Origin of the sequence: Massilia forsythiae (genome assembly GCF_012849555.1) — a bacterium.
GTDB classification, from domain to species: Bacteria; Pseudomonadota; Gammaproteobacteria; order Burkholderiales; family Burkholderiaceae_D; genus Telluria; species Telluria forsythiae.
This window is the reverse complement of the sequence record NZ_CP051685.1, coordinates 581329-606976: the sequence shown is the minus strand read 5'-3', so window position 1 is coordinate 606976 and position 25648 is coordinate 581329. Positions and strand designations below refer to the sequence as shown.

The following is a 25648-nucleotide window of genomic DNA, read 5'->3' as shown; positions in this document are numbered from 1 at the left end:
CGTTGGCTTCACCGTCGTCCCCGCGCAGGCGGGGACCCAAGCCGGGTATCCGAAGTCGATATTGTTGAAGCGTTCGAGTTGCTTCCCATGCCGTGCTCAGCGCCGCAGGGCGAGGTCGAGCAGCAGCATGAGCAGCAGCGCGAACGCGACGCTTTTCCAGAAGGTGACCGGGCTGCGCTCGATCAGCGGCGCGCGGGTGCGCTGCAAAAAGGCGCGGTTCGGGTGGTGCAGGTCGAAGACGAATTCGGCGGCATCCCGGTAGCGCGCGTGCGGGTCGATACGCACGGCCTTGCGCAGCGCTTCGTCGACCCAGGCGGGAATGCCGGCATCGTGGTCGCGCGCGGGCGTATAGGCCAGCTTGCGCTGCGCCGCCCGGCTCTTGGCTTGCGGGATGCGCACGTCGTAGGGCAGGTGCCCGGTCAAGAGCTGGTAGGTGAGTACGCCCAGCGAAAACACATCCGACTGCACCGTGCCCGGCTCGCCGAGGAAGTATTCGGGCGCCGCGTACAGCGCCGCGCCGGCCAGCGTGGCGGCGGGCGCGCCGGGCGCCATCTCGCGCACGCCGGCCACGCTGGCCGCGCCGAAGTCGATCAGCTTCACGGTGCCCGCCGCATCGATCATGATGTTCTCGGGGCGGATGTCCTGGTGCAGCATCTCCAGCCGGTGGAAGGCGCGCAGGCCTTTCGCCACCTGGTCGACGATGCGGCGCACCGCGTCCAGGCCGGGGCGGCCGCGGTCGCGCATCTTCTGCGCCAGCGTGGCGCCTTCGATGTATTCGGTGACCAGGTAGATGCTGCTGCGCGGGCGTCCCGCCGGCGCCGGCTTGACGACATGCGGGCTGTCGATGCGGCGCGCGATCCACTCTTCCATCAGGAAGCGCTCGACGTACACCGGATCGCCCTGCAGGTCGATCGACGGCGCCTTGATCGCCACGCTTTGCCCGCTGTCGAGATCGAGCGCCAGATACAGGTGGCTGCGGCTGCTGCCGTGCAGCGTGCGCAGGATGCGGTAGCCGTCGAACTCGGCCCGCGGCGCGAACTGCGGCGGGAAGGGCAGGGCCGCCATCTTCTGCACCAGCTCGTCGGCGGCGTGGTCCTGCAGGCTGTCGATGCGCACCAGTTGCACCGTCAGGTTGTCGAGACTGCCGTTCTCCAGGGCGCGCGCCACCAGCAGGCGCGCTGCCGCGTCCAGGTCGGCGCCGTCCGCCAGCGCGCGCTGCACGTCGGCCGCGCCGACGTGCTCGTAGACGCCGTCGCTGGCCAGCATGAACAGGTCGCCCGGCTCGACCGGCTCGCTGCGGTAGTCGATTTCCAGGTGGGCATCCACGCCGAGCGCGCGCGCCAGATAGCTCTGGCCCGGCGCGAGCGAGACGCGGTGGTCGGTGGTCAGCTGTTCCAGGACGTCGCGGTGCACACGGTAGATGCGGGTATCGCCCACGTGGAACAGGTGCGCCGTGTTGGACTTGACGACCAGCGCCGACAGCGTGCAGACGTAGCCGCGGTCCTTGTCGTAGCGGCCCTGGCTTTGCCGGGTCTGCGCGTACAGCCAGGCATTGGTGGCCGCCAGCACGCGTTCCACCGACGTCTTCACCGACCACGCATCCGAGGTGCAGTAGTAATCCTCGAGCAAGGAGGCGACCGCCGTTTCGCTGGCCACCTGGCTGACGTCGCTGCTGCTGATGCCGTCGGCCACGGCCAGCGCGACGCCCTTTACGGCCAGCTGGCGGTCGCGCGGCACGCAACTGCCGTGGAAGTCCTGGTTGACCGGCTTGCGGCCACGCTCGCCATGCTGGCCGATCGAGACCTGCAATCGGGAAGCCATCGTCATACGCCGCGCGACGAGTAGCGACGCACGCGTCAGTGTGCCTGGAACGAGCGCTTGGCCGCCGTCCTGACGTGCGTGGAATACAGCGTCAGGCCGGTGAAGGCGAGGCCGCCCACCAGGTTGCCCAGCACGGTCGGCAACTCGTTCCAGATCAGGTAGTCCATCAGCGTGAAGTGCCCGCCCATCATCAGGCCGAACGGGAACAGGAACATGTTCACCACCGAGTGCTCGAAGGCCATGAAGAAGAACAGCATGATCGGCATCCACATCGCCACGACCTTGCCGCCGACGGTGGTGGAAATCATCGCGCCGACCACGCCCATCGACACCATCCAGTTGCACAGCATGCCGCGGATGAACAGCGTCAGCATGCCGGCCGCGCCATAGGCCGCGTAGCCGATGGTGCGCTTTTCGCCGATCTGGGCGACGGTCTGGGCGATCTTGCCGCCATCCGTGTTGAAGCCGAACGTGAACATGTAGGCCATCAGGCAGGCCACCGTCAGCGCGCCGAGGAAGTTGCCCACGAAGACGACGCCCCAGTGCTTGAGGATGCGGCCGACGGTGACGCCGGGGCGCTTGTCGATCAATGCCAGCGGCGTCAGCACGAACACGCCGGTCAGCAGGTCGAAGCCCATCAGGTACAGCATGCAGAAGCCGACCGGGAACAGGATCGCGCCGATCAGCGGCACGCCCGTGGCCACCGAGACGCTCACCGCGAACACCGCGGCCAGGGCGAGGATGGCGCCCGCCATGTAGGCGCGGATCAGCGCATCGCGCGTCGCCATGTAGATTTTCGACTCGCCCGCGTCCACCATCTTGGTGACGAATTCCGAAGGAACCAGATATGCCATGCAGCTTCACCTTTCGCGGCCCGCAGGCCTGTTGATGTGTTGGTTATTCAAGAAGAGCAAAAAGAATGCCTGCCGCGGGGGGGCGCCCGCCGCGCGCGGCGTCGGTCCCTGCCACGGTGCGTCGCAGCGCAGTGGACGCCGCCGTGACGCGCCTGTAGGCGCGGACAATGAGCAGCGCCTGACAACCGGTGCCGGCTTAGAACGGCTTATAGGGAAGGAATTTGCCATCCAGCGTGATCACGGCGCGCTCGCCGCCGTCCGGATCGGCTTCCTTGCGGACGTCGAGGCGGAAGTTGATCGCACTGATGATGCCGTCGCCAAACTGCTCATGGACCAGCGCCTTCAGCGTCGTTCCATACACTTGCACCATCTCGTAAAATCGGTAGATGGTCGGGTCGGTGGGCACGCCGCCGGGGATGCTGCCGCGCAGCGGCACCGACTGCAGCTGCTTGGCGTCGGCCGCGCCGAGTTCCAGGCGCTCCGCAACCAGCGCTGCGGCAGCCGCAGGCAGGGCGTGCTGGCCGAGCAGTGCGGCCGTGACGTAGGCGACGTGCAGGCCGGTTCCCTCGGCGATGGCGGCCCAGGTCAGATCCTTCAGCGCCTTGCTGGTGATGACACGTGCGGTGAGTGCCGTGCGAGCGTCTTGCGTTACGTCCGAATGCAACATGATGGCTTCCTTTATGGGATGGAGGACTGGGGATTGAATGCGATAAATTCATCATCCCGGGTTTTCATAAAGGGGTCCAATACGCGGTTAGAATGGTAACGATAAGAAAAACTAATGGTCACTTATGGAGCTGCGCGCACTAAAATATCTCATCGCAGTCGCCGAGCACGGCAATTTCACGCGCGCCGCGGAGGCGCTGCATGTGTCGCAGCCGGCCCTTTCCCAGCAGATCCTGCAGATGGAAGACCGTCTGCGTACCGTCCTGCTCGACCGCAGCGGACGCACCATAAAGGTGACGGATGCCGGGCAAGCCTATATCGCCCATGCGCGGCGCGCGCTGTTCGAACTGGAATCGGGCAGGCGGGCGATACACGATGTGCGTGATTTGTCGCGCGGGGCGGTGCGGCTGGCCATGACGCCGACCTTCACCGCCTACCTGATCGGGCCGTTGGTGGCCGCCTTCCACGCCCGGTTTCCGGCCATTACAGTGAATGTCCTCGAAATGTCGATGGACACGATTGCCGCCGCCATCGAAGCGGATGAAGTCGACCTCGGCATCGCCTTCGAACTGGGGCGTTGCGCGGACATCGACAGCCTGCCCCTGTTCACGGAAAAATTGAGTGTGGTCGTCGCCGACAACCATCCCTGGGCCGGGCGGGCTGCGCTCGATGTCGGGTCACTCGCGGATGGGGAGCTGGCCTTGCTCACCAAGGATTTCGTGACGCGCACCCACGTCGACAACTATCTGCAGGCATTCGAGGTGGCGCCGAAGGTGGCAGTGGAAGTCAATACGATCAGCGCTCTGGTCGAGATCGTCCGGCACAGCAAGTTGTTGACGATCTTGCCGGAGGCGATCGCAGGACAAGCGGCGGGACTGTGCAACCTGCCGCTGGCGCCACCGCCGCCGCCGCGCACCGTCATGCTGCTGCGGCGCAAAGGTGCGTACCAGAGCGCGGCGACTCGCGCGCTCGCGGACGTCATCGAGCGTGAAGCCGTGCACTGGATTTTTTGAGGCTGGGTACGAACGGCTGGATGCGGACCAAGGCGACTTGTAGGCTCGTCAACCGCTACGTTCAGTGCTGAAACGTCGATGCGGCCGCTTCTGGTCGCTTGCTGCCGTTGCGTTTACGGCGGTATTCGACCCGAAGCGGACTTAGACAAAGTCAGTGAGGAGGATGCTTTAGAGCTACAAACTACGACGCGCACTCCCTTCGCATTTCATTCGAGAGTTAAGGTGTCTCGTTAGCTGATGCCGGTGTGGGATTGAATTCCTGCGACGACACCACTCCCGCGATTTTCCAGCCATCGGCTGTGTGGACCACCAGCCAGCTCTCCTTGCCCCACATTTTTTTGTAATTGCCATTAACGAAGGAATAGTCGAACCATACCTGCCCTACATCGCCGTCGCTTTCGATGCGTACGTTCGACACAATCTCGTCGACCTTCGTCTCGAGCTTCGCAATAGCACTGATAAATTTACGCGGGGTTGTTGAATAGAGCTTCGAAGGCCGCTTCATTTGCGGTTGGGGCCGGTTTGCGTAGAGACGTTCAATACTGGCGTCGGTTGTTACGCCGGTAAAGGTAACATCCTCTTTCATGAAAAGGTTTAGAAATGCTTCCTCGTCTTTGTTGACTATGGCAGAACGAAAGTTTTCAATCACATGTTCGATTTGCGCCTTGCTGTCTGCAGCCTGCGCCACCGCATGGCGCGGCGAGATTGCCAATCCTCCGAGTATCAAGGTTACAGCTAAAAAACGGTTCATTATTCCCCCAGAGTTATTAATATCCCCTGCTTAAGGACGGAGCTGGCGGATATATATAAATGCCGGCTTTTGGCTATTTCCGGTCGGTCGAACCAGCATAACAGGTTGCCAAGGCGAAAAACTCGCCAACTGTCACGACAGACAGCTCCGGACACAGTCAATCCGATCTCCGGCAACTGCCGAGTCAACGCGACATGACTAGGATATACCCATGTAGCCGACGCACGTCGGGCAGCCAATGCCGCTACACTGGTGATTGCCATTCACTGCAAGCCTGCCGGCACCATTGCAGGCAGCGACTTCTCACGGAAATCGATATGCACCGGACCCGCTCGCGCAGTTGCCGTGCCTCCCACACACACCGTACGCCACCCATCCTGCTGGCCTGCCCAGCCAGATGGCAAAGCGCGGCGTGTGCAACGTGGTCTCGGTGCTGGGCAGCGAAACCACCGTCAAATTGCCGCCGGCCAGCGTCGACTTGGCAATCATGGTCGATGTCTATCACGAGCTCGCCTATCCCTTGGAGGTCCTCGACAGCATCGTCGAGGCCCTGAAGCCGGGCGGGCGCGTCGCCTTCGTCGAATACCGGGCCGAGGATCCGGCAGTCGCGATCAAGCCGCTGCACAAGATGAGCGAGCCGCAGGTACGCCGTGAAGCCACGGCGCATGGCCTGAAGTGGGAACGCAGCATCGAATCGTTGCCGAGCCAGCACGCGATCGTGTTTCGGCAGCGTTGAGTGCTTTTACGACGAGAATGAATTTCTTGGTCGTTCTCAGTCAAGCGCTGTACCAGGTACAGTCAAAGTTGCCATGGACAGGTGGGACGCTTCCCGTTGACGGCGGCGTGCCTTGGACACGCTCGGCAGCATGCTCAGCGGTACGGCAACGTGGATGGCGATCAGCCACCACAGGCTGTGCGTGAACGCATACCCCAGCGTGAATGCGAAGGCCGACACGATCGATCCGACGAACTGTTTGGGATTCTGGTACCCGTGCCCGATGCCGTAGGCCAGCGCGGAAATGACGACGGCCAGCGCGAGGCCGGTGTGCGGCGTCAGTACCAGCAGCAGGAAGCCACGGTACAGGATTTCCCAGGCCGCCGTCATCAGGCTCATGCTGGCCGCGAAGGCCAGCGTTTCCAGCGTCGTGTTCGGCCAGGGGAAGGGTGCCTCCAGCAGCTTGCGTTCGCTTTCGGCGCGCGCCTGCGGGGTTTGCCTGGCTTCCATGACCAGAGCGGCGCCAACCAATCCCGCCATCAAGACCGCCGCGAACAGCAGGCCCCATGCGCCGGCCGGCGACAGCGGCAGGTCGAAGCCGAGGTCGTGCAGCCCGTGGCCGTTGTACGCCATGGCGATGGCCAATACCGCGAGCATCACCAGCACGCCGCGGCTCATCAGCCAGTAGCGGCGCATCGGCGTGCGCTCGGGTCGTTCGGCGCGTGGCCGCAGGCTGCGCCACAGGTTCAGGCCGGGGCCGATGAGGATCAGGTAAAAAGCCAGCAGAAAGGTAAGCAGCGGGGCGAGCAAAGTGGCGATCATCGTGGTGTCGGGCAGTGGCGCGCAAGGGATGGCGATAGGGTACCGGCTGCGTTCGACTATACATGGCGAGAGGCGGGCGAAATCTCACGCTTTGTCGCAAGCCGCGGAAAATCGCCTGGACCAGCGCCCGGCATGAAAAAGCAGCATGTAGGCTGCGCCGCATTGGAACGGACGACAACCGCCACTCGACGGCGCCAGGCTGGGCCGTCGAGTGGCGAGCGGGACTTGCTGCGCCTGCCAGGACTGCTTCTCAGTTAAATTTCAGAATCGCATTTCAAAATGTGTACCGCGCCCCCAGTGTGTAGTAGCGCCCGCGTGCGCCCTGGTAATCCAGCGGGTTGTACGACGTGGCGCCGTAGGTCAGCAGATCGAGCGGCGCGGTCTTGTCGAACAGGTTCTCGATCGAGCCGAACACTTCCCACTGCGGCAGCGGTTTCCAGCGCGCCACCAGGTCGACCGTGGTGAACGAGGCCAGCGCGCAGCCGGCCGGGGCGTCGGCGCCGTTGGCGTAGTGGCTGGCGCAGCCGTCGGGATCGTCCTTGAACAGGGTGTTGTCGATGCGGCCGCGGTAGTTGAGGTTAGCCGATACGCGCCAATCGTTGCGGTCCCAGCCGAAGCGCAGGTTGGCGCGGTGGTCCGGCGTGCCCGAGCAGTTGGAGATGTCGCAGTTGCCGTGGGTGCCGGCATAGTCGCGCGAGGTGCCATCCAGCTCGGTGCGCCGGAACTCGAACATGTGCGTGTACTTGAGGTCGACGCTCAGGTTGCCGTAGTTTTCCGGCAGGCGGTAATTGTAGCGGGCGTCGAGGTCGATACCGCGCACCTTGGTCTGGGCCGAGTTCACGTAGCGCGTCTGCACTGCGGTGATGGCGCCGGGGTCGCCGGGAATGTTGCTGATGCTGCCCGGATCGCGCGTGACGCTGCCGGCGGCGATGGCGCTGTCCACCTGCTCCTGGTTGATCTCGTTCTTGCGCTTGATCTGCCAGTAGTCGACCGAGATGCTGGCGCGCGGGATCGGGTCCCAGATGGCGCCGACGTTGAAGCTGCGCGAGCGTTCCGGCGACAGGTTCGGGTTGGGCGAGGTGATCAGCGCGATCGATGCCGGGTTGCAGGCGCTGGTCACGCCCAGCGCGCAGCGCAGCGGGTCGGACGCGGTGGAAAAAGCGGCCAGGCCGCCGACGCCGTTCTCGGCCGGGCTGGGCGCGCGGAAGCCGCGCGCGAAGGTGCCGCGCAGGGCGAATTCGCGTACCGGGGTCCATTTCAGGCCGGCTTTCGGCGTGTACGAATTGCCGACGTCGGTGAAGTGGTCCCAGCGGATCGCGGCCGAGGCTTCCAGGTTGTAGGGCAGCGGCGCCAGGCCCTCGCCGTACAGCGCGAACACGTTGCGTGCGCCGGAATAGGCCGAGTAGCCCAGGCCGATGATGTTGCCGCGCTCGGTGCCGGTGGTGGGCCGCAGTTCGGTCATTTCGTGGCGGAATTCGGCGCCGACTGCCAGGCCCAGCGGGCCGCTCAGGTAGGGCATGTTCTCGAACTCGCGCGTGGCCTTGACGTCCCACTGGCCGACCTTGCTGTTGGCGCTGTTGCCGATGCGCGGCGACAGCGCCGCGTACAGGGCCGGCGAATTCAGGCTGGCGTTCTCGCCGATGCGCCAGAAGGTACCCGGCGGCAGCGCCGCATACGCCGGGCTGCTCAGCGCCGCCGCCACGTTGGCCGGGCTCGGGTCGAGCAGGGCATAGGCGACGTCGCGCTGCAGGTAGCCGCTCTGGACGTTGTTGACGTGGTTGTGCGAGAACAGCAGCGCGCTGTCCCAGTCCCAGCCGTAGTTGGTGCCCTTGGCGCCGCCGATCCAGCGCACGAAGTTGGAGCCGATGTTGGACACGCGCGGGCCGACGTCGGCGGCCAGGTAGCGCAGCCGCGCCGCCCTGCCGAAGTACGGGTTGTCCGGATGCGTCGGCCCGAACTGGATGGTGGCGTTGTTGACCGGACCGCCGGGATAGCCGACCGAGCCGCTGATGCCGGACGGCGTGGTCTGGGAATCGGTCTGGCTGGTGTAGTAGTTGAATTCGCTGTACGCCTGGATGTCGGGCGTGGCCTGCCAGGTGCCCTTGAGGAAGAAGCTGATGTTTTCCTGCTTCGGCTCGACCTCGCTGTATTGCTGGCTGGCGTCGATCAGGCAGCCGCCGCCGGGGTCGCCCTGCGGGTGGTTGGTGAAGTTGCCGCAGGCGGCGCCGGGAAAGGTGCGGGTGAAGCCCGGCCCGGCCAGGTTGCCGCGGTTGTAGTAGTTGAAGATATCGGCCGGATTGCGCACGTTGCCGTTGATGGCGCTGCCGGCGGCGCCGGTGTTGGGGATGATGGCGCCGGTGCCGCCCAGGCCCTCGACCGCGGAATAGCCCCACGGACGTAGGTCGGCGCGGCCGATCCAGTCGCGGTCGCTACGGTCGCGGTAGCTGGTCTCGTCGAATTTCTTGTATTCGATGCTGAACAGGACGTTGTAGCGGTCGCTGTCCAGGCTGCCGACGCCCTTGGTGAAGGCCAGGTTGGTGCGCTTGCCGTCCCATTCCTCGGAGGTGCCGCGCGAAAAGCGGAAGGTGTTGCCCTGGTAGTCGCGCCGCAGGATGACGTTGACCACGCCGGCGATGGCGTCGGAACCGTAGATGGCCGAGGCGCCGTCCTTCAGCACCTCGATGCGGTCGACGGCGTCGCTGGGGATCACGTTCAGGTCGGAGAACTGCTTCTGGCCGTCGTCGGCCAGGCCGTAGGGCGCCATGCGGCGGCCGTTGAGCAGCACCAGGGTCGAGGCCGCGCCCAGGCCGCGTAGCGAGATGCCCGAGGCGCCGGCGGCGAAGCCGTTGCCGAAGGTGGTCGGCACCGAGCCCTGGTTGTCGACCGCCAGGGTCTGCAGCAGTTCGGCCACGGTGTTCTTGCCGGAACGCTCGATGTCGGCGCGGTTCACGGTGATCACCGAGGAGGCGGTCTCGGCTTCCGAGCGGCGGATGTTCGAGCCGGTGATCTCGACGCGCGCGATCGGTTTCGGCGCCGCGTCCTGGGCGACGGCCGGCGGCAGCGCCAGCAGCGTCAGGCCGATGGCGCCGCCGCCCGCGAACAGGCGCCGTATCGATCGGGATATCGGGGTTTCAGTCATGTCCAGACTCCAGTGACGTAGGGTTGCAAGGAAGGATGCAGCCCAACAGCGCGCCAGTCGGCCGGGGCTCGATGCCACTTTTGCATCGGACGCGATGCGCGGACTGACATCTCTCAAGCGTGTCCGGCACCGCGCGATTCGCTGTCGGCTTCACGCAACCGATCGTCCGGACCACGCGGGGGCAATCGACGGATAAAGAGCTTGCCAATCTTTACGGGTTGTTGTTATAGTCGTCCGACACTCTGGACACGCCATGCACCCGACCGCCTTCTTTACCTTTTATTTTTGGTTTAGCCATTCCGGCCCGACGGCGGTGGAGTAGCGGCAGGTTCACGCGACAGCAGAACAAAAGTCCGACACGAGATTCCAGAAAAACCGCCAGCGATGGCGGTTTTTTTTTATTCAAGCCCCCACACATTCGAGAAACGGAGAACCGCAATGCCTCGCACCGACGACCTACGCATCCGCGAAATGAAGGAACTGACGCCGCCCTCGCACCTGATCCGCGAATTCCCGGTGACCCCGGCGGCCGAGCAGACCGCGTCGCAGGCGCGCGTGGCGCTGCACCGCATCCTGCATGGCCAGGACGACCGCCTGATGGTGGTGGTCGGCCCGTGCTCGATCCACGATCCGCGCGCCGCGCTCGAGTACGCGCGCCGCCTGGCCGCGCAGCGCACCCGCTTCGCCGGCGAGCTCGAGATCGTGATGCGCGTGTATTTCGAGAAGCCGCGCACCACGGTCGGCTGGAAGGGCATGATCAACGACCCGTTCATGGACAACAGCTTCCGCATCAACGACGGCCTGCGCATGGCGCGCGAGCTGCTGCGCGACATCAACGAACTCGGCCTGCCGGCCGGCACCGAATTCCTCGACGTGATCAGCCCGCAGTACATCGCCGACCTGATCAGCTGGGGCGCGATCGGCGCCAGGACCACCGAATCGCAGGTGCACCGCGAGCTGGCGTCCGGCCTGTCGTGCCCGGTCGGGTTCAAGAACGGTACCGACGGCAACATCAAGATCGCCGCCGACGCCATCAAGGCAGCGTCGCAGCCGCACCACTTCCTGTCCGTGACCAAGGGTGGCCACTCGGCGATCGTGTCGACCGCCGGCAACGAGGATTGCCACATCATCCTGCGCGGCGGCAAGGCCCCGAACTACGACGCCGCCAGCGTTGAGGAAGCTTGCAAGCAACTGGCCGCCAACGGCCTGGCCGGGCGCCTGATGATCGACGCCTCGCACGCCAACAGCAGCAAGAATCCGCAGAACCAGGTGCCGGTGTGCGCCGACATCGCACGCCAGGTGGCCGGCGGCGAGGAGCGCATCGTCGGCGTGATGGTCGAATCGCACCTGGTGGGCGGAAGACAGGACCTGGAGCCGGGCAAGGAATTGACGTATGGCCAGTCGGTGACCGACGGCTGCATCGACTGGGAGACCAGCGTGAACGTGCTGGAGGGATTGGCGGCGGCGGTGCGCCAGCGGCGCTTGCGGGAGTATGCGTGACCGTGCGCGTGTTACCCAACCGTCGTCCCCGCGCATGCGGGGACCCATGCTGAGCTTCCAAAATCGATTCGACAAGGCACCTCGGTACTTTTTCTATACCGAATTCTGAAATTTCGTATGGGTCCCCGCCTGCGCGGGGACGACGGGGAGCGGGCGGCTGATTGAACGCAGCTCCCGACGATGCATAAGCAAAAACGCCGCCGGCAGTGCTGCCGGCGGCGTTTTTTTACGCTCGATCGATCAGAAGCGGTAGGTCAGGTTGGCATACACGAAACGCCCGTACGAGTCGTACACCTGCGGGAAGGTATTGCCGTTGCCGTAGCTGCCGGTCACCGAGCTCGACGAGGCCAGCGGCGGGTCCTTGTCGAACAGGTTGTTGATGCCCAGGCTCAGCGACAGCTTGCGGTTGAAGCGGTAGATGCCGCTCAGGTCGAGGTAGCTGCGCGAGGACAGGTGGTCGTCGCGCTGCGTGTCGAGCTCGCCGGCCAGCTGCGGATTGCTGTCGAGCATGTCGTTCTTCACGCGGTCGAAGTAGCGCCAGGTGACGGACATGTCGAAGTTGTACGGGCTGGACCAGGTCAGGCGCGCCTTGTGGCGCCATTTCGGGGCCGGGGTGCCGCAGGTGGCGCCGAACAGGCCGGCGCAATCGTAGCTGCCGGTGCCCGGCAGGTTCTCGACGGTATAGCTGCGCAGGTAGGTGCCGTTCAGCGTGAAGTCCAGGCCGCCGTAGCTGTGCGGCAGTTTCATGCGGTAGCTGGCGCCCAGGTCCAGGCCCGAGGTGCCTTGCGAGCCGATGTTGGTGGTGCCGGCTTCGACGTAGCCATTGGTGGTCAGCCACAGCGAGCCGAGCTGGTCGCGGTGGATCAGGCCGCAGTACAGCGGATTGCCGGTGGTGAGGCACTGGGTGAACACGCTCTGCGCGTTCACCGACTGGATCGCGTCCTCGATCTTCAGCTTGAACGCGTCCAGCGTGATGGTCAGGTTGCGGGTCGGCTCGATCACCAGGCCGACGGTGTAGGTGTCGGCGGTTTCCGGCTTGACGTTGGGGTTGCCGCCGGTGCGGCCGTTGTACTGGTTGGTCGAGTTCTCGGTCAGCTGGCCGTACAGCGCCGCCGGCAGGCCGGTGTTGGCGCACTGGGCCTGCGTGGCCTTGGGCGCGCTGCCTTCGCACGGGTCGTCGGTCGGGCCGGCCAGCACCACCGATTGGCCGGTGTACAGTTCGAAGATGTTGGGCGCGCGCACCGCGCGCTGGGCCGAGCCGCGCACGCGCAGCGCCTCCACCGGCTGCCAGTCGAGGCCCAGGCCCCAGGTGTTGGTCTTGGCGTCGGTGCTGTACTGCGAGCGGCGGTAGGAGCCGTTCAGTTCCAGGCGCTTGGCGAAGGCCATGTTGTCCAGCAGCGGAATGCGCACTTCGCCGAAGGCTTCCTTGACGTTGTACGAACCGGCCACCGCCGGCGAGGCGCCGCCGGCGCCGGACAGGTCGCCGGTCTGGTTTTCGTAGTCGGGCTCGTACGACAGCTTCTCGACGCGCTGCTCGTAGCCGAACGAGACGCCGACGCCGTTTTCCGCGGTCGGCAGCTTCAGGCCGTAGCGGCTCAGGTCGGAGCCGATGTTGATGCCGAACACGCTCTGCTGGGTGAAGCCGCCGGTGGAGCCGCTGGCGCTCAGGTAGTCGAGCGCGGCCTGGGTCACGCCGCCCTGCTTGAACAGGTTGTAGGGCACGCAGGCCGGATCGCTGCCGTTCAGGAACGAACGGCATACCGGGTTGCCGTTGGCGTCGGGCACCACGTCCAGCGCGCGGCCGATCAGGCGGGTGGAAAAGTAGCCGGTCGAGCGGTCGTTGTGGTTGACGCGCGCGAACTGGCCGAACACGTCGTAGCTCCAGTCGCCGACCGTGCCCTTCACGCCCAGCACTTCGCGGAACGACATGTCGCTGATGTTGTTGTTGCGCGGGCCGCCTTCGACGTTGCGCTTGCCGACCGAGACGGTGACCGTCTGGCCCGGCCGCGTCAGGCCGAGCGCGGTGCGCCAGGCGGCGTTGAGCAGCGGGTTCTCGTAGGCGATGGTGGCTTGCTGGCCGTAGAAGATGCCGCCCGGGGCGATCTGGGCGTCGGTGGTGTTGTTGTGGAAGTTGAACTCGCTGTACAGGCGCGCGTTCTCGCTGATGTCGTAGTGCAGCGTCGAGTTGATGTTGTATTCGTCCGACGGGCGCTGGAAGAAGTTCAGCGGGCCGAAGTTGTAGGCGTCGGTGGCCGAGACGTAGCGGCGCGGGTTGCCGCTGGCGTCCGGCGTGAAGGCGCCCACGCGCGGGATCGAGGTGCCCGAGCCGGAGCAGGCGAAGCCCGGGTCGGAGGCGCCCAGCGAGCAGCTGGAAAAGTCGCGCTGCGATTGCAGCAGGGCGTCGGTGTGGCGGTGCGACACGAAGAAGGTGGCGTTGCCCTTGTTGTCGGCGAAGTTGGCGCCGGCCAGCAGGCTGAAGTCGTAGCGCTTGCCGTCGAAGTTGCGGTTGCCCGGCAGCGGATAGCCCTTGGCGGCGACCACGGCCGCGGCTTCGTCGTTGTGCTGGCGGTGGTTGGCGCCGGAGGCGTTGGCTTCCAGTTCGACGCCGGTGAAGTCGTCCTTGAGGATGAAGTTGACCACGCCGGCCACCGCGCCCGAGCCGTACACGGCGCCGGCGCCGCCGGTGAGCACGTCGACGCGGCGGATCAGTTGCGACGGGATCTGGTTCAGGTCGGCCGCCGTGCTCAGCACGCTGCCGGCCGGCAGGCGCTTGCCGTTGACCAGCACCAGCGTGCGCTGGGCGCCCATGCCGCGCAGGTCGACCGTGGCGGTGCCGCTGGCGCCGTTGGAGATGGCGGCGCCCTGCGAGGCGAACACTTGCGGCAGGTTGTTCATCAGGTCTTCGGCGTTGCGCACGCCGTCGATCTTGATGTCCTTGGCGCTGAGCGTGGTGACCGGGCTGGAGCCTTCGGTGTTCAGCGAGGGAATGCGCGAGCCGGTGACTTCGATGCGCTGCATCGGCGCCGCCGGCGCGCCGTCCTGGGTGTCCTGCGCGGACGCGACCGTCGCGCCGAGCGCCATGCCGCCGGCAAACATCAAACGTACCGACCGAGATAAAACCTTTTCCGCCATCATTGTCTTGAGCCCCTTCTGAGTCCGGGCGGCGCCAGCGCGAGCGCCACCGCAGGAATCGTCGTGTTGGATTATCGCCTTCCTTTTTGGAAGGATTTTATTTGCTACACGACAATAAAAACATTGGCGAAAAGCAAAGTCAATGAAGCTTTATCACATATGTATAAATACAACGAAAATAGAACAATATATTTATATATGCGATAAAAATTAAACTAAATTTGGAAAATATAAAAATAATTGAAATTTAATTTGCTTTTGTTTGGTGCATTACAAATCGGCTTTTGTTCAATCGAGGTGCATACATGCACCAAATAAAACGGGGCGGTGATCGCTCACCGCCCCATGGTCATACCGCTGCCGGATCAGGCATCAGAACTGGAAGCGCGCACCCAGCTTGAAGTAGCGGCCGATGGCGCCGCTGGCATCCATCGGGTTGTAGCTCAGGCCTCCGTAGGTCAGCGGATCCAGCGGTGCGATCTTGTCGAACAGGTTCGAGATCGAGCCGTACAGTTGCAGGTTCTTCGACACGTTGTAGCGGGCCGACATGTCGATCGTGGTGAACGAGGCCAGGCGGCAATTGCCCGGCGCGCCGGAACCGTTGGCGAACAGCGAGGCGCACTTGTCGCCGGCAAAGTAGGTGTTCTCGATGTCGGCGCGGTAGTTGGCGGTCAGGGTCACGCCGAAGCCGTTGCGGTCCCACGAGGCGTTGGCGCTGATCTTGTCCTTCGGCGTGCCGGCGCAGTTCGAGGTGTCGCAATTGCCGTGGGTGCCGGCGTACTGGTAGCGGGTGCCGTTCTTCTCGGCGCGCACCCACGAGGCCACGTGGGTCCAGGTCAGGCCGGCGGTGGCGCGGCCCCAGTCGCCCAGCGGAATGCGCTGCTTGACGTCGAGGTCGATGCCCTTCACCTCGGTGAAGCTGGAGTTCTGGTACGGCGCATTCGACAGCAGCAGGGTGCCGGTGTTCGGCTGCACGACGCCGTTCACGACCAGGTTGTTGTCGTTGCGGATCGCGGTCGGCAGGGCGGCCGCCTCGACGTACGACAGCGGGTTGATCTCGTTGCTGCGCTTGATCTTCCAGCCGTCCAGCGAGAAGCTGGTGTTGGCCAGCGGATCCCAGACCACGCCCAGCGTCACGCCCTTCGAGGTTTCCGGCGACAGGTTCGGGTTGCCGACCTTGACCGCGCCGATGGTGATGGCGCAGTCGGCTTGCGTGGCGCCGCCGGCGGCCGGGACGCCGCCCGGGCAGCGGATCGGGTCGCGCACGGTGGAGTTGCCGGTGCTCTGGCTCTGGGCGCCGGATTCGGCCGGGCCCGGCGCGCGAAAGCCTTCCGAATAGGTGCCGCGCACGGCGAAGGTCTTCAGCGGAGTCCATTTGGCGCCGAACTTCGGCGTGGTCGACGAGAAGTTCTTGTACTTGTCGTAGCGGACAGCGGCGTTCAGCTCGACGCTCGGGAGCACCGGCGCCGCCACTTCCAGGAACACCGCCGAGACGTTGTCGTCGCCCTTGGCGGCCACGTACGAGGCGTTGATCGAACCGTCCAGCGTGCCCGACAGCGACGGGTTGTCCAGCTTCTGGCGGCGGTGTTCGGCGCCCACGGCCAGGCCGAGCGCGCCGCCCGGCAGCTGCATCAGCTCGCGCGACGCCTTGAAGTCGACGATGTCGAGCTGGGTGGTCGAGTGCGAGGTGGCGTTGGTGACCATGGCGGCGTACAGCGACGCCGGGTTGCGGCTGGCCTGGGTGCCGATGTAGTACGGGAAGTACTGGCTGGACGGGTTGCCCAGCGCCGCCTGCAGCACGCGCATGTTGATCATGTTGCTGTAGTTCAGGTCCAGCGCCGACTGCGAGTGCACCAGGGCGGTGTCGAAGTCCCAGCCGTAGCCTTGCCCCTTGAGGCCGACCACGAAGCGGCTGAATTCGTTGTCCGCCGAGCGCTTGCTGGCGCCGACGTCGAACATCGAGTAGCGCAGGCGCACGGCGGTGCCGTACGGATTCTGCGGGTGGCTGGCGGCCATCAGGATGGTGTTGCCGTAGTTGATCACGCCGGTCGGGTTGGCGGCGTTCGGCGGGAAGGCGACGGTCGAACTGGTCGACGGCGGCACCAGCGTGAATTCGGTGTCGCGCTTGGAATAGCCGGCCTCGGCGTAGAACTGCAGGCCGCCGTCCAGGTTCTTGGTGAAGCGGCTGTACAGGTTCAGGCCGCCGATCTGCGGCTGCATCGAGCGGAACTGGTCGGCGTACCACAGGCAGCCGCCGTTCGGGTCTTGCGCGGTGGTGACCGAGAATTGCGAGCAGCCCGGCAGCGAGACGTAGTTGCCGGTGGCCGGGTTGCGCAGGGCGCCGGCCGGGCTCGGGCTGGACGCGCCGGCGGTGATGTAGCCGGCCGCGAACTGGGTATTGGCGGCGTAGCCCCATGGGCGGATGTCGCCGTGGCCGATCCAGTCGCGCTCGGCGCGGTCCTTGTTCATCAGCTGGTGGTTGCCGTACACCTCGGCGTTGACCATGACGTTGTAGCCGTCTTCGTCCAGGCGGCCCTTGCCCCAGGTGAGGGCGGCCTTGCCCTGCTCGCCGTCGCGGTAGCGCGATTCGCCGGCCTCGGCCTTGAACACGGTGCCGGTGAAGTCCTTGCGCAGGATGATGTTGACCACGCCGGCGATGGCGTCGGCGCCGTAGGTCGAGGAAGCGCCGTCCTTCAGCACCTCGATGCGCTCGACCGCTTCCATCGGCACGGTGGACAGGTCGGTGAAGCTCTTCTGGCCGTCGTCGGCGCGCGCGAACGGCGCCATGCGGCGGCCGTTGAGCAGCACCAGGGTCGAGGTCGCGCCCAGGCCGCGCAGCGAGATCGCGGTCGAGCCCGCAGCAAAACCGTTGCCGAAGCCGGTCGGCAGCGAGCCGGCGCCGTCCGCGGTCAGTGTCTGCAGGTATTCCGAGACCGTGGCCTTGCCCGACTTCTGCAGGTCTTCGCGGCTGATCACCTGCACCGGAGAAGCGGTTTCGGCGGTGGCGCGCTTGATGCTCGAACCGGTGACTTCGACGCGCTGGATCGGTGCCTGCGAGGTCATGTCCTGCGCCATCGCCGGCAGGCCGAAGGCGGCATAGGCGAGGGCCAAGGAAACTGCTTGGGCGATTGCTTTCTTTTGGTGCATTCCTGTTCCAATCATGGGCTTTTTAAGTCTGGAAGCTGCTGGGATCGTTCCATTTTCGTCGCCGTTTCAAGCATGCATATGCCCGATAAGCCAATACGAAAACGCTGTCTCTCTCGATTTGCTGAGGGGCGCAAAATTTTCTCTCGGCGGGCTCATCAAACCATCTGTTCATGATTCATGTCAATACAATAGCCCTAGGTTATTGCGTGATTACAACAGATAGAAAACAGTCCCGGTCCAGGACCGCAAACGCATTTTTGCGATGCAGAAAGCCGAATCTGTTCTATAGTCCCGGATTCGACTCACCAGGAATCTCGATGCTCCCTTACCTCCTGCGGCGCCTGTGGCAGATGCTGCCGACCATGGCCGGCGTGGTCGTGCTGGTGTTCGTGCTGTTCAACTGGGTCGGCGGCGATCCTTCGTACCTGTTGGCCGGCAAGATGGCCGATGCGCGCGCCATCGCCAACATCCGCGCCCAGCTCGGCCTGGACCAGCCCTGGTTCGTGCAACTGGCGATCTTCGCGCGCCAGATCCTGACCTTCGACTTCGGCAATGCCTGGAGCACCGGCGAACCGGTGGCGCACATCATTGCCAGCCGCCTGGGACCGTCGCTGACGGTGCTGGTGCCGCTGACCGTGCTGGAGACGGTGCTCGGCATCGCACTGGCGCTGGCCATCGCCTTCGTGCGCGGCTCGCTCACCGACCGCCTGGTGATGGTGGCGTGCACGGCCGGCATGTCGGTCTCGATCCTGGTCTACATCATCGTGTTCCAGTACGGCCTGGCCTACAAGCTGGGCCTGTTCCCGGTGCAGGGCTGGGGCGAACGTTTCAGCGAGAACCTGCTGCGCTATGCCACGCTGCCGATCCTGATCGGCCTGGCGGTGTCGGTGGCGCCGACGCTGCGCCTGTTCCGCAGCTTCGTGCTGGACGAGGTCGCCCAGGACTACGTGCGCACCGCGCGCGCCAAGGGCTTGTCGGAACGGCGCATCGTCTGGGTGCACGTGCTGCGCAACGCCGCGATCCCGATCATCACCTACGTGATGGCCAACCTGCCGGCGCTGCTGATCGGCGCCTTTTTGCTGGAGCGCTTTTTCGGCATTCCCGGCATCGGACGCGAGGTGATCTTGGCGGTCGAGCGCAGCGATTTTCCGGTGATCAAGGCGGTGACGGTCTACGTCGCCATGGCCACCATGGTGTTCAACCTGCTGGCCGACCTGCTGTACCAGGCGGTCGATCCGCGCGTGCAGCTGAAATGAGGAGAGCGTCGTGTCGATGAATTATGCGGCGGCGTCCGGCCTGGCGCCGGCCACGTCGCCCGGCCTGTGGACGCTGGCCTGGCGCCGCCTGCGCGCCGACCGCGTCGCCATGGCGTCGCTGGCGGTGGTGGGGCTGTTCCTGCTGTCGGTGCTGCTGTCCGCCGCCGGCCTGGTCGCCGCCGACTGGGAGCGCGAGGTCGCCGTGAATTACGCGCCGCCGGGCTTCATCGGTCCCGATCCGGCGCTGGCGGCGCTGGCGCGGCCGCAGCCGCCGGCGCCGCCGAACGCCTTCGATCCTTTGCAACCGGACATCGAGGCGTTGCAGGCCGAGTTGCGCCGCGGCGCCGCCGCGCCCGTGGCCAGGGCCGCCACGCTGCCGTTCGGCGCCGACAAATGGGGGCACGACGTGCTGAAGAAGACCGTCAAGGGCGGCCAGACCTCGATCGTGGTGGGCCTGGTGGCGGCGCTGGTGGCGGTCGGCCTGGGCACGCTGTTCGGCGCGCTGTCCGGCTTCTACGGCGGCCTGGTGGACGACCTGTTCAACTGGTTCTACAACGTGTTCACCGCGATCCCGTCGATCCTGATGATCTTGACCGTGGCCGCGGTGCTGCAGACCAAGGGCGTGCTGAACATCGTGCTGATCCTGGGGCTGACCGGCTGGACCGGGCCCTACCGCCTGATCCGCGCCGAGTACATCAAGCACAAGGCGAGGGAATACGTGATGGCGGCCGACGCCATCGGCGCCTCGGACTGGCGCAAGATGTTCGTGCACATCTTCCCGAACGTGTCGCACGTGGCGCTGGTGCAGGTGTCGATCCTGGTGGTCGGCTTCATCAAGGCCGAGGTGATCCTGTCGTTCCTCGGCTTCGGCGTGCCGGTGGGGGTGGTCTCGTGGGGCAGCATGCTGAACGAGGCGCAGAACGAACTGATCCTGGGTAAGTGGTGGCAGCTGGCCGCCGCCGCCGGCGCCATGGCGCTGCTGGTGACGGCGTTTTCCCTGTTTGCCGATGCATTGCGCGATGCGCTCGATCCGAAACTGAAGTGATGCCATGAACGACCATACCGAACCGGGCGCACGCGGCGGCCAGCGCGACAGCCGGCATGCAGGCGCCATGCTGCTGGAAGTGCGCGGGCTGCGCGTGGCGTTTCGCACGGACAAGAAACACACGTTCGAAGCGCTCAAAGGCATCTCCTTCGGCGTGCCGGAAAACGCCACCGTGGCGCTGGTGGGCGAGTCCGGCAGCGGCAAGTCGGTCGGTTCGCTGGCCGTGATGGGCCTGTTGCCGCCGGAGACTGCGATCGTCGATCCCGCTTCCTCGATCCGTTTCGCCGGGCGCGAGCTGCTCGGCCTGCCGATGGCCGAACGGCGCGCGCTGTGCGGCAAGGACATCGCGATGATCTTCCAGGAGCCGATGTCCTCGCTGAACCCGGTGTTCACGGTCGGCTTCCAGATCGGCGAGGTGCTGGGCCGGCACATGGGCATGGACCGGCGCCGGGCGCGCGCGCGTACGCTGGCGCTGCTGGAGGAAGTCGGCATTCCGGACCCGGCCGTCAAGATCGACGCCTATCCGGGCCAGCTGTCCGGCGGCCAGCAGCAGCGCGTGATGATCGCGATGGCGATCGCCTGCGAGCCGAAGCTCCTGATCGCCGACGAGCCGACCACGGCGCTGGACGTGACCATCCAGAAGCAGATCATGGAGCTGATCGCGCGGCTGCAGAAGAAGCGCCGGATGGCGGTGCTGTTCATCACCCACGACCTCGGCCTGGTGGCGGAGATCGCCGACCGCGTGATCGTGATGCGCCACGGCGAGGTGCGCGAGGAGGGCGCCGCCGCGCGCGTGCTGGGCGACCCGCAGGACGCCTACACGCGCGCGCTGCTGGCTTGCCGTCCCCGGCTGGACAAGCGTCCGCTGCGCCTGCCGGTGATCGAGGACGTGCTGCAGGCGCGCGTGGTCGACGGCGCCGCCATGCCGCAGCGGGTGCGCGGCTATGCGCCGGGCGACGAGGAGGTGCTGGTGGTACGCAACCTGGCCAAGAGTTTTTATGTGCGCGAAGGGCTGTTCGGCAAGCGCGAGTTCCGGGCCGTCAAGGATGTCTCGTTCACGCTGGCGCGCGGCAAGACGCTGGGCGTGGTCGGCGAATCCGGGTCCGGCAAGACCACGGTCGGCCTGACCCTGCTGCGCCTGCACCGCGCCACCGGCGGCAGCGCGCTGTTCGACGGACGCGACCTGCTGGGCATGGACGAGCGCGCGTTCCGGGCCTATAAACGGCGCATCCAGATCGTCTTCCAGAACCCGTACGCGTCGCTGAACCCGCGCTTCACGGTCGGCCAGATCCTGCTGGAGCCGATGCGCATCCACCGCATCGGCAACAACGACGCCGGACGCATCGCCGAAGCGCGCCGGCTGCTGGACCGGGTCGGCCTGCCGCCGCAGGCCTTCGAGCGCTACCCGCACGAATTCTCCGGCGGCCAGCGCCAGCGCATCGCCATCGCGCGCTGCCTGACGATGCGCCCGGAAATCCTGGTGTGCGACGAATCGGTGTCGGCGCTGGACGTGTCGGTGCAGGCGCAGGTACTGAACCTGCTGCAGGACCTCCAGGACGAGTACAAGATGAGCTACATCTTCATCTCGCACGACCTGTCGGTCGTGAAATACATCTCCGACCGCGTGATGGTGATGCAGCACGGTAGCGTGGTCGAAATGGCCGACGCGGACGAGCTGTACCGCAACCCACAGCACCCGTACACCAAAACCCTCCTGGCCGCCATCCCGCGCGGAGTGCAAGCTTAGCCGGCATCAAACCGGGGTCAGAGCCCGAATCTGGGCAATTTCCCCAATTCGGGGTCAGAGCACAAGTGCGGCAAAATTCGGGGTCAGAGCACTTTGCCAACGCCGTCGAATAACCTGTTTCGTCGGCATACGACAGGGGAAATGCTGCCTTCAGCGGATGCGGTGGCTTTTGCTCTGACCCTGAATAGGCCCGCATTTGTGCTCTGACCCCGAATTGAAGAAATTGCTCGAAATCGGGCTCTGACCCCGGTTTGCTGTATGTCAAGCTGGCGCTGATGTTCAGGATCGCGTGCGATGATGGTTTTATTACATCGTCGAAGGATATTCCATGAACCAGAGCCAGCCGCAACGCCGCGATTTCCTGCGCTATGCCGCCAGTCTTGCCGCCTTGTCCGCGCCCGCCGTGCAGGCCGCGGCCAGCGAGAAGGATCGCATCACGTTCCCGCCGACCGAAGCCAAGTCCGAGAAGCCGGAAAAGACCGAGCCGCCGGGCGATCCGATGAGCGAGCGCGTCGGCGTGGCGATCGTGGGCGTGGGCCGGATCTCGGTCAACGAGATGCTGCCGGCGTTCGCGCAATCCAAGCATGCGAAGGTGGTGGCGCTGGTCAGCGGCGACCGCGCCAAGGCGCTCAAGGTGGCGCACCAGTACGATATCCCGGAAAGCGCGGTGCTCGACTACCGCGACTACGACAAGCTGGCGCAGATGCCGCAGGTGCAGGCGGTGTACATCGCGCTGCCCAACAGCATGCACGCCGAGTACACGGTGCGCGCGGCCCGCGCCGGCAAGCACGTGCTGTGCGAAAAGCCGATGGCCAACAGCGTGGCCGAATGCCAGCAGATGATCGAGGCCTGCCGCAAGGCCGGCCGCAAGCTGATGATCGCCTACCGCAGCCAGTACGAGCCGCTCGACCGCGAACTGGTCAAGATGATCCGCGACAAGAAGCTGGGCACGCTGAAGGAATTCATTTCGGTGAATTCGCAGAACATGGGCGACCCGCAGCACTGGCGGCTGAAGCGCGCGCTGGCCGGCGGCGGCCCGCTGCCGGACGTCGGCCTGTACTGCATCAATGCCGCGCGCTTCCTGAGCGGCGAGGAGCCGAACGAGGTGATGGGCAGCGTGGTGATGTCGCCCAACGATCCGCGCTTCCGCGAAGTCGAGGAATCCTGCCAGTTCGTGCTGCGCTTCCCGAGCGGCTTCGTGGCCACCTGCAGCACCAGCTACGCCTCGCACAAGTCGCAGATGCTGCGCCTGAACGGCTCGGACGCCTGGGCCGAGATGAATCCGGCCTACGCCTACAACGGCATCAAGCTGAAGGTGTCGCGCGTGGTCGACGGCAAGGAGCAGGGCAGCGAGATCCAGGCCGACGACAGGAACCAGTTCGCCGCCGAACTCGATCACTTCGCCCAATGCATCCAGCAGAACAAGGATGTGCACACCCCGGGCGAGGAGGGCTTGCAGGACCAGCGCATCATGGAAGCGATCTACGAATCGGCGCGCACGCGCAAGCCGGTCAAGCTGGCGGCGCCGGGACGTACGCGCGGGCCGGAGCCGCAGGACCAGGGCTGAGCGCATCCATCCCCATCGACGGCATCCGGTTCGCCGACGATCGCGCAAGCACAAAGTCCGCATGCCTGTTGTTGTGTTGTGGAAATACCGCGCTCGCCGCGGCATGCCCGGCCATAAGGCGGCCTCGGCCGTACGGGCGCGAAGCTTTTCCGCTACCATGACAGGATGGTCCAGCTCTCCCACCTCGTACACGTCCATGGCGCCTTGCTCGTGTTCGGCACCGTCCTGCTGGCGCAGGCCGGCCTGCCGATCCCGGCGTTTCCGGTGCTGGTGATCGCGGGCGCGCTGGCGGTGAAGGAGGGCGCCAACTGGCCCTTGTTCCTGGCGGCCAGCGTGCTGGCCTGCCTGATCAGCGATTATTGCTGGTTCCGTGCCGGAAGCTACTACGGCAAGCGCATCCTGCGCCTGCTGTGCAAGATCTCGCTGTCGCCGGACTCCTGCGTCAGCCAGACCGAAGACAATTTCAGCCGCTGGGGCGCCAAGTCGCTGGTGCTGGCCAAGTTCATCCCCGGCTTCAATACCGTGGCGCCGCCGCTGGCCGGCGCCCTGGGCGTCACGGCATCCCAGTTCTTGTGGCTGTCGACCGCCGGCGCGCTGCTGTGGAGCGGCGTCGGCATGGGATTGGGCGCCTGGTTCCACGACAGCGTCGACGAGGTGATCGCGCGCTTGCAGTCGCTGGGCGGCACCGCCCTGAGCATCGTCGGCGGCCTGCTGGCGCTGTTCGTGGTGCTCAAGTACGTGGAGCGCCGGCGCAACCTGGGCGCCGCCGAAGTGCTGCGCGTCACCATCGACGAGCTGAAGGCGATGCTGGAGGCCGGCCACGATCCGCTGATCGTCGATGCCCGCAGCGCCACCGGGCGCCAACTCGAGGGCGAGGGCATACCGGGCGCGCTGGCCTATGACGCCGCTACCCGGGCGTACCTGCTGGCCACGCTCGACCGCGAGCGCCACATCGTGGTGTATTGCGCTTGCCCGAGCGACATCACGGCAGCACGCGTGGCGCGCCAGTTCGTCAAGAACGGTTTTCATCGGGCGCGCGCGCTGCACGGCGGACTGGATGCCTGGCACGCCGCCTGCGGCGGCGTCGACGTGACGCTGGTCTCGAAGGCCGGCTGAACACGATCCTGCCGGCTGCGGCCCTGCTGTACAAGGCATGCCACTGCCTAGCCACGCTTTGCGCCAACGCAAATCCACGATGTACCATCCCCGTATCTTGGATGAGCGAGTTTGATATGTCACACAGGGTGGTAGTTCGACTACTCGATAACCAGCATACATATTCACGGATTCAGGTGAGGATTGTCGTTGGTTGTACCTAAACTACAATAAAAGCTTGCGCTAAAACCAATAAATCCTTAAGCTTGGGCCATTCGCTTCCTTGTTTCCGCCATGAACGCATTGCCCGCTTCCACCGCTTTCCAGCCATCCGCCGCCAGCTTGTACGACAGTCCGCGCTTGCTCGCCGACATCGGCGGCACCAATGCGCGTTTCGCGCTGGAACTGGGGCCGGGCCGGATCGAGCTGATCGACGTGCTGCCCTGCGCCGAACACGCCACCCTCGGCCACGCCGTGCGCGCCTACCTGGATGGCGATACCGTGCGCGCCGCCGCCTGCGGCACGGTGCGCCATGCCGCCGTCGCCATCGCCAATCCGGTGCTGGGCGACATGGTGCGCATGACCAATCACCACTGGGAATTCTCGATCGCGGCGCTGGGCGCCGAGCTCGGCTTCGAGTCCTTCATCGTGGTCAACGATTTTTCGGCGCTGGCGATGTCGCTGCCGCACCTGGCGGATGGCGACAAATGGCAGGTCGGCGGCGGCGCGCCGTGCCTGGGCGCGCCGATCGGCCTGGTCGGCGCCGGCACCGGCCTGGGCGTTTCCGGCCTGATCCCGGCGGAGCAGGGTGCGACCGGCGCGGGCCACTGGACCGCGTTGCGCAGCGAAGGGGGGCACGTGAGCTTTTCGCCGGCCGATGAAACCGAAGTCGCGATCCTGCAATATGCCTGGCGCGAATTCGAGCACGTGTCGGCCGAGCGCCTGCTGTCCGGCGCCGGCGTCGAACTCATCTACCGTGCGCTGGCCCATCACCTGGGACAGGACGCCGAGCCGCTGGGAGCGCCGGAGATTTCGCGCCAGGGCCTGAGCGGCGAATGCAAGCTGTGCGACCGCGTGATCGACGTCTTCTGCGGCATGCTGGGCACCGTGGCCGGCAACCTGGCGATCACCCTGGGCGCCCAGGGCGGCGTGTACATCGGCGGCGGCATCGTGCCGCGCCTGGGCGAGCGCTTCGCGCGTTCGCCGTTCCGCCAGCGTTTCGAGCGGAAGGGCCGTTTCGGCGCTTACCTGGCGCAGGTGCCGACCTATGTCATCACTGCCCGGTACCCGGCCTTCCTGGGCGTGTCGGCGATCCTGGCGGAGCGGCTGGCCAGGTAGCAGCGGCGGTTGCACGGCGATGTCGCATTGTCCGTTTCGC

Annotated in this window: 17 protein-coding genes; 9 read left to right on the top strand and 8 right to left on the bottom strand. The window is 65.5% G+C overall.

The features are described from left to right. Positions 1-96: 96 nt before the first annotated feature. The 3 genes from HH212_RS02650 to cynS form a co-directional block, all read right to left on the bottom strand. Positions 97-1821, bottom strand: coding sequence for a bifunctional protein-serine/threonine kinase/phosphatase (locus tag HH212_RS02650; RefSeq protein ID WP_169433966.1), 1725 nt, complete (start codon positions 1819-1821; stop codon positions 97-99). 35 nt (positions 1822-1856) lie between these two features. Next, positions 1857-2675: a formate/nitrite transporter family protein gene (locus tag HH212_RS02645; protein WP_169433965.1), complete on the bottom strand. Its 819-nt coding sequence runs from the start codon at positions 2673-2675 to the stop codon at positions 1857-1859. 196 nt (positions 2676-2871) lie between these two features. Continuing rightward, positions 2872-3342: a cyanase gene (gene cynS, locus HH212_RS02640; protein WP_169433964.1), complete on the bottom strand. Its 471-nt coding sequence runs from the start codon at positions 3340-3342 to the stop codon at positions 2872-2874. Positions 3343-3466: 124 nt separating this feature from the next. Here cynS and cynR point away from each other — a divergent pair, with 124 nt between their 5' ends. Further along, a complete protein-coding gene (gene cynR, locus HH212_RS02635) occupies positions 3467-4354 on the top strand; it encodes a transcriptional regulator CynR (protein WP_169433963.1) in 888 nt (295 codons plus the stop codon). A gap of 217 nt (positions 4355-4571) precedes the next feature. Here cynR and HH212_RS02630 read toward each other — a convergent pair whose 3' ends face one another. After that, positions 4572-5105 (bottom strand): Cif family virulence factor, encoded by a 534-nt coding sequence (locus HH212_RS02630; protein WP_169433962.1) that lies wholly within the window; start codon positions 5103-5105, stop codon positions 4572-4574. 397 nt (positions 5106-5502) lie between these two features. Here HH212_RS02630 and HH212_RS02625 point away from each other — a divergent pair, with 397 nt between their 5' ends. Continuing rightward, the gene (locus HH212_RS02625) at positions 5503-5841 is read left to right on the top strand and encodes a methyltransferase domain-containing protein (RefSeq protein WP_169433961.1); all 339 of its coding nucleotides are present in this window, start codon (positions 5503-5505) and stop codon (positions 5839-5841) included. A 36-nt stretch (positions 5842-5877) separates the two neighbouring features. On the opposite strand, the gene HH212_RS02620 is transcribed toward HH212_RS02625, so the two are convergent. Beyond that, a complete protein-coding gene (locus HH212_RS02620) occupies positions 5878-6642 on the bottom strand; it encodes a CPBP family intramembrane glutamic endopeptidase (protein ID WP_169433960.1) in 765 nt (254 codons plus the stop codon). A gap of 274 nt (positions 6643-6916) precedes the next feature. Further along, positions 6917-9781, bottom strand: coding sequence for a TonB-dependent receptor (locus tag HH212_RS02615; protein WP_169433959.1), 2865 nt, complete (start codon positions 9779-9781; stop codon positions 6917-6919). Positions 9782-10219: 438 nt separating this feature from the next. On the opposite strand from HH212_RS02615, the gene aroG reads away from it, so the two are divergent. Beyond that, on the top strand, positions 10220-11281 hold the full coding sequence (gene aroG, locus HH212_RS02610; protein WP_169433958.1) for a 3-deoxy-7-phosphoheptulonate synthase AroG: 1062 nt from the start codon (positions 10220-10222) through the stop codon (positions 11279-11281). 240 nt (positions 11282-11521) lie between these two features. Here aroG and HH212_RS02605 read toward each other — a convergent pair whose 3' ends face one another. Both HH212_RS02605 and HH212_RS02600 read right to left on the bottom strand, forming a co-directional pair. Next, positions 11522-14377, bottom strand: a complete 2856-nt coding sequence (locus HH212_RS02605) for a TonB-dependent receptor (RefSeq protein WP_169433957.1) — start codon at positions 14375-14377, stop codon at positions 11522-11524. A gap of 408 nt (positions 14378-14785) precedes the next feature. Next, positions 14786-17524, bottom strand: a complete 2739-nt coding sequence (locus HH212_RS02600) for a TonB-dependent receptor (protein WP_229217534.1) — start codon at positions 17522-17524, stop codon at positions 14786-14788. A 353-nt stretch (positions 17525-17877) separates the two neighbouring features. Between HH212_RS02600 and HH212_RS02595 the strand changes: the two genes are divergently transcribed. From HH212_RS02595 to HH212_RS02570, 6 genes are all read left to right on the top strand, one after another. Next, complete coding sequence (locus HH212_RS02595) at positions 17878-18816, top strand: ABC transporter permease (RefSeq protein WP_169433956.1); 939 nt, start codon at positions 17878-17880, stop codon at positions 18814-18816. A 16-nt stretch (positions 18817-18832) separates the two neighbouring features. Continuing rightward, positions 18833-19861: an ABC transporter permease gene (locus HH212_RS02590; RefSeq protein ID WP_170205223.1), complete on the top strand. Its 1029-nt coding sequence runs from the start codon at positions 18833-18835 to the stop codon at positions 19859-19861. Between the two features lie 67 nt (positions 19862-19928). Continuing rightward, positions 19929-21608 (top strand): ABC transporter ATP-binding protein, encoded by a 1680-nt coding sequence (locus HH212_RS02585; protein ID WP_170205222.1) that lies wholly within the window; start codon positions 19929-19931, stop codon positions 21606-21608. A 328-nt stretch (positions 21609-21936) separates the two neighbouring features. Further along, a complete protein-coding gene (locus HH212_RS02580) occupies positions 21937-23175 on the top strand; it encodes a Gfo/Idh/MocA family protein (RefSeq protein ID WP_169433955.1) in 1239 nt (412 codons plus the stop codon). Positions 23176-23340: 165 nt separating this feature from the next. Then, a complete protein-coding gene (locus tag HH212_RS02575) occupies positions 23341-24291 on the top strand; it encodes a DedA family protein/thiosulfate sulfurtransferase GlpE (RefSeq protein ID WP_169433954.1) in 951 nt (316 codons plus the stop codon). Between the two features lie 273 nt (positions 24292-24564). Next, the gene (locus HH212_RS02570) at positions 24565-25608 is read left to right on the top strand and encodes a glucokinase (protein ID WP_169433953.1); all 1044 of its coding nucleotides are present in this window, start codon (positions 24565-24567) and stop codon (positions 25606-25608) included. Positions 25609-25648 lie beyond the last annotated feature (40 nt).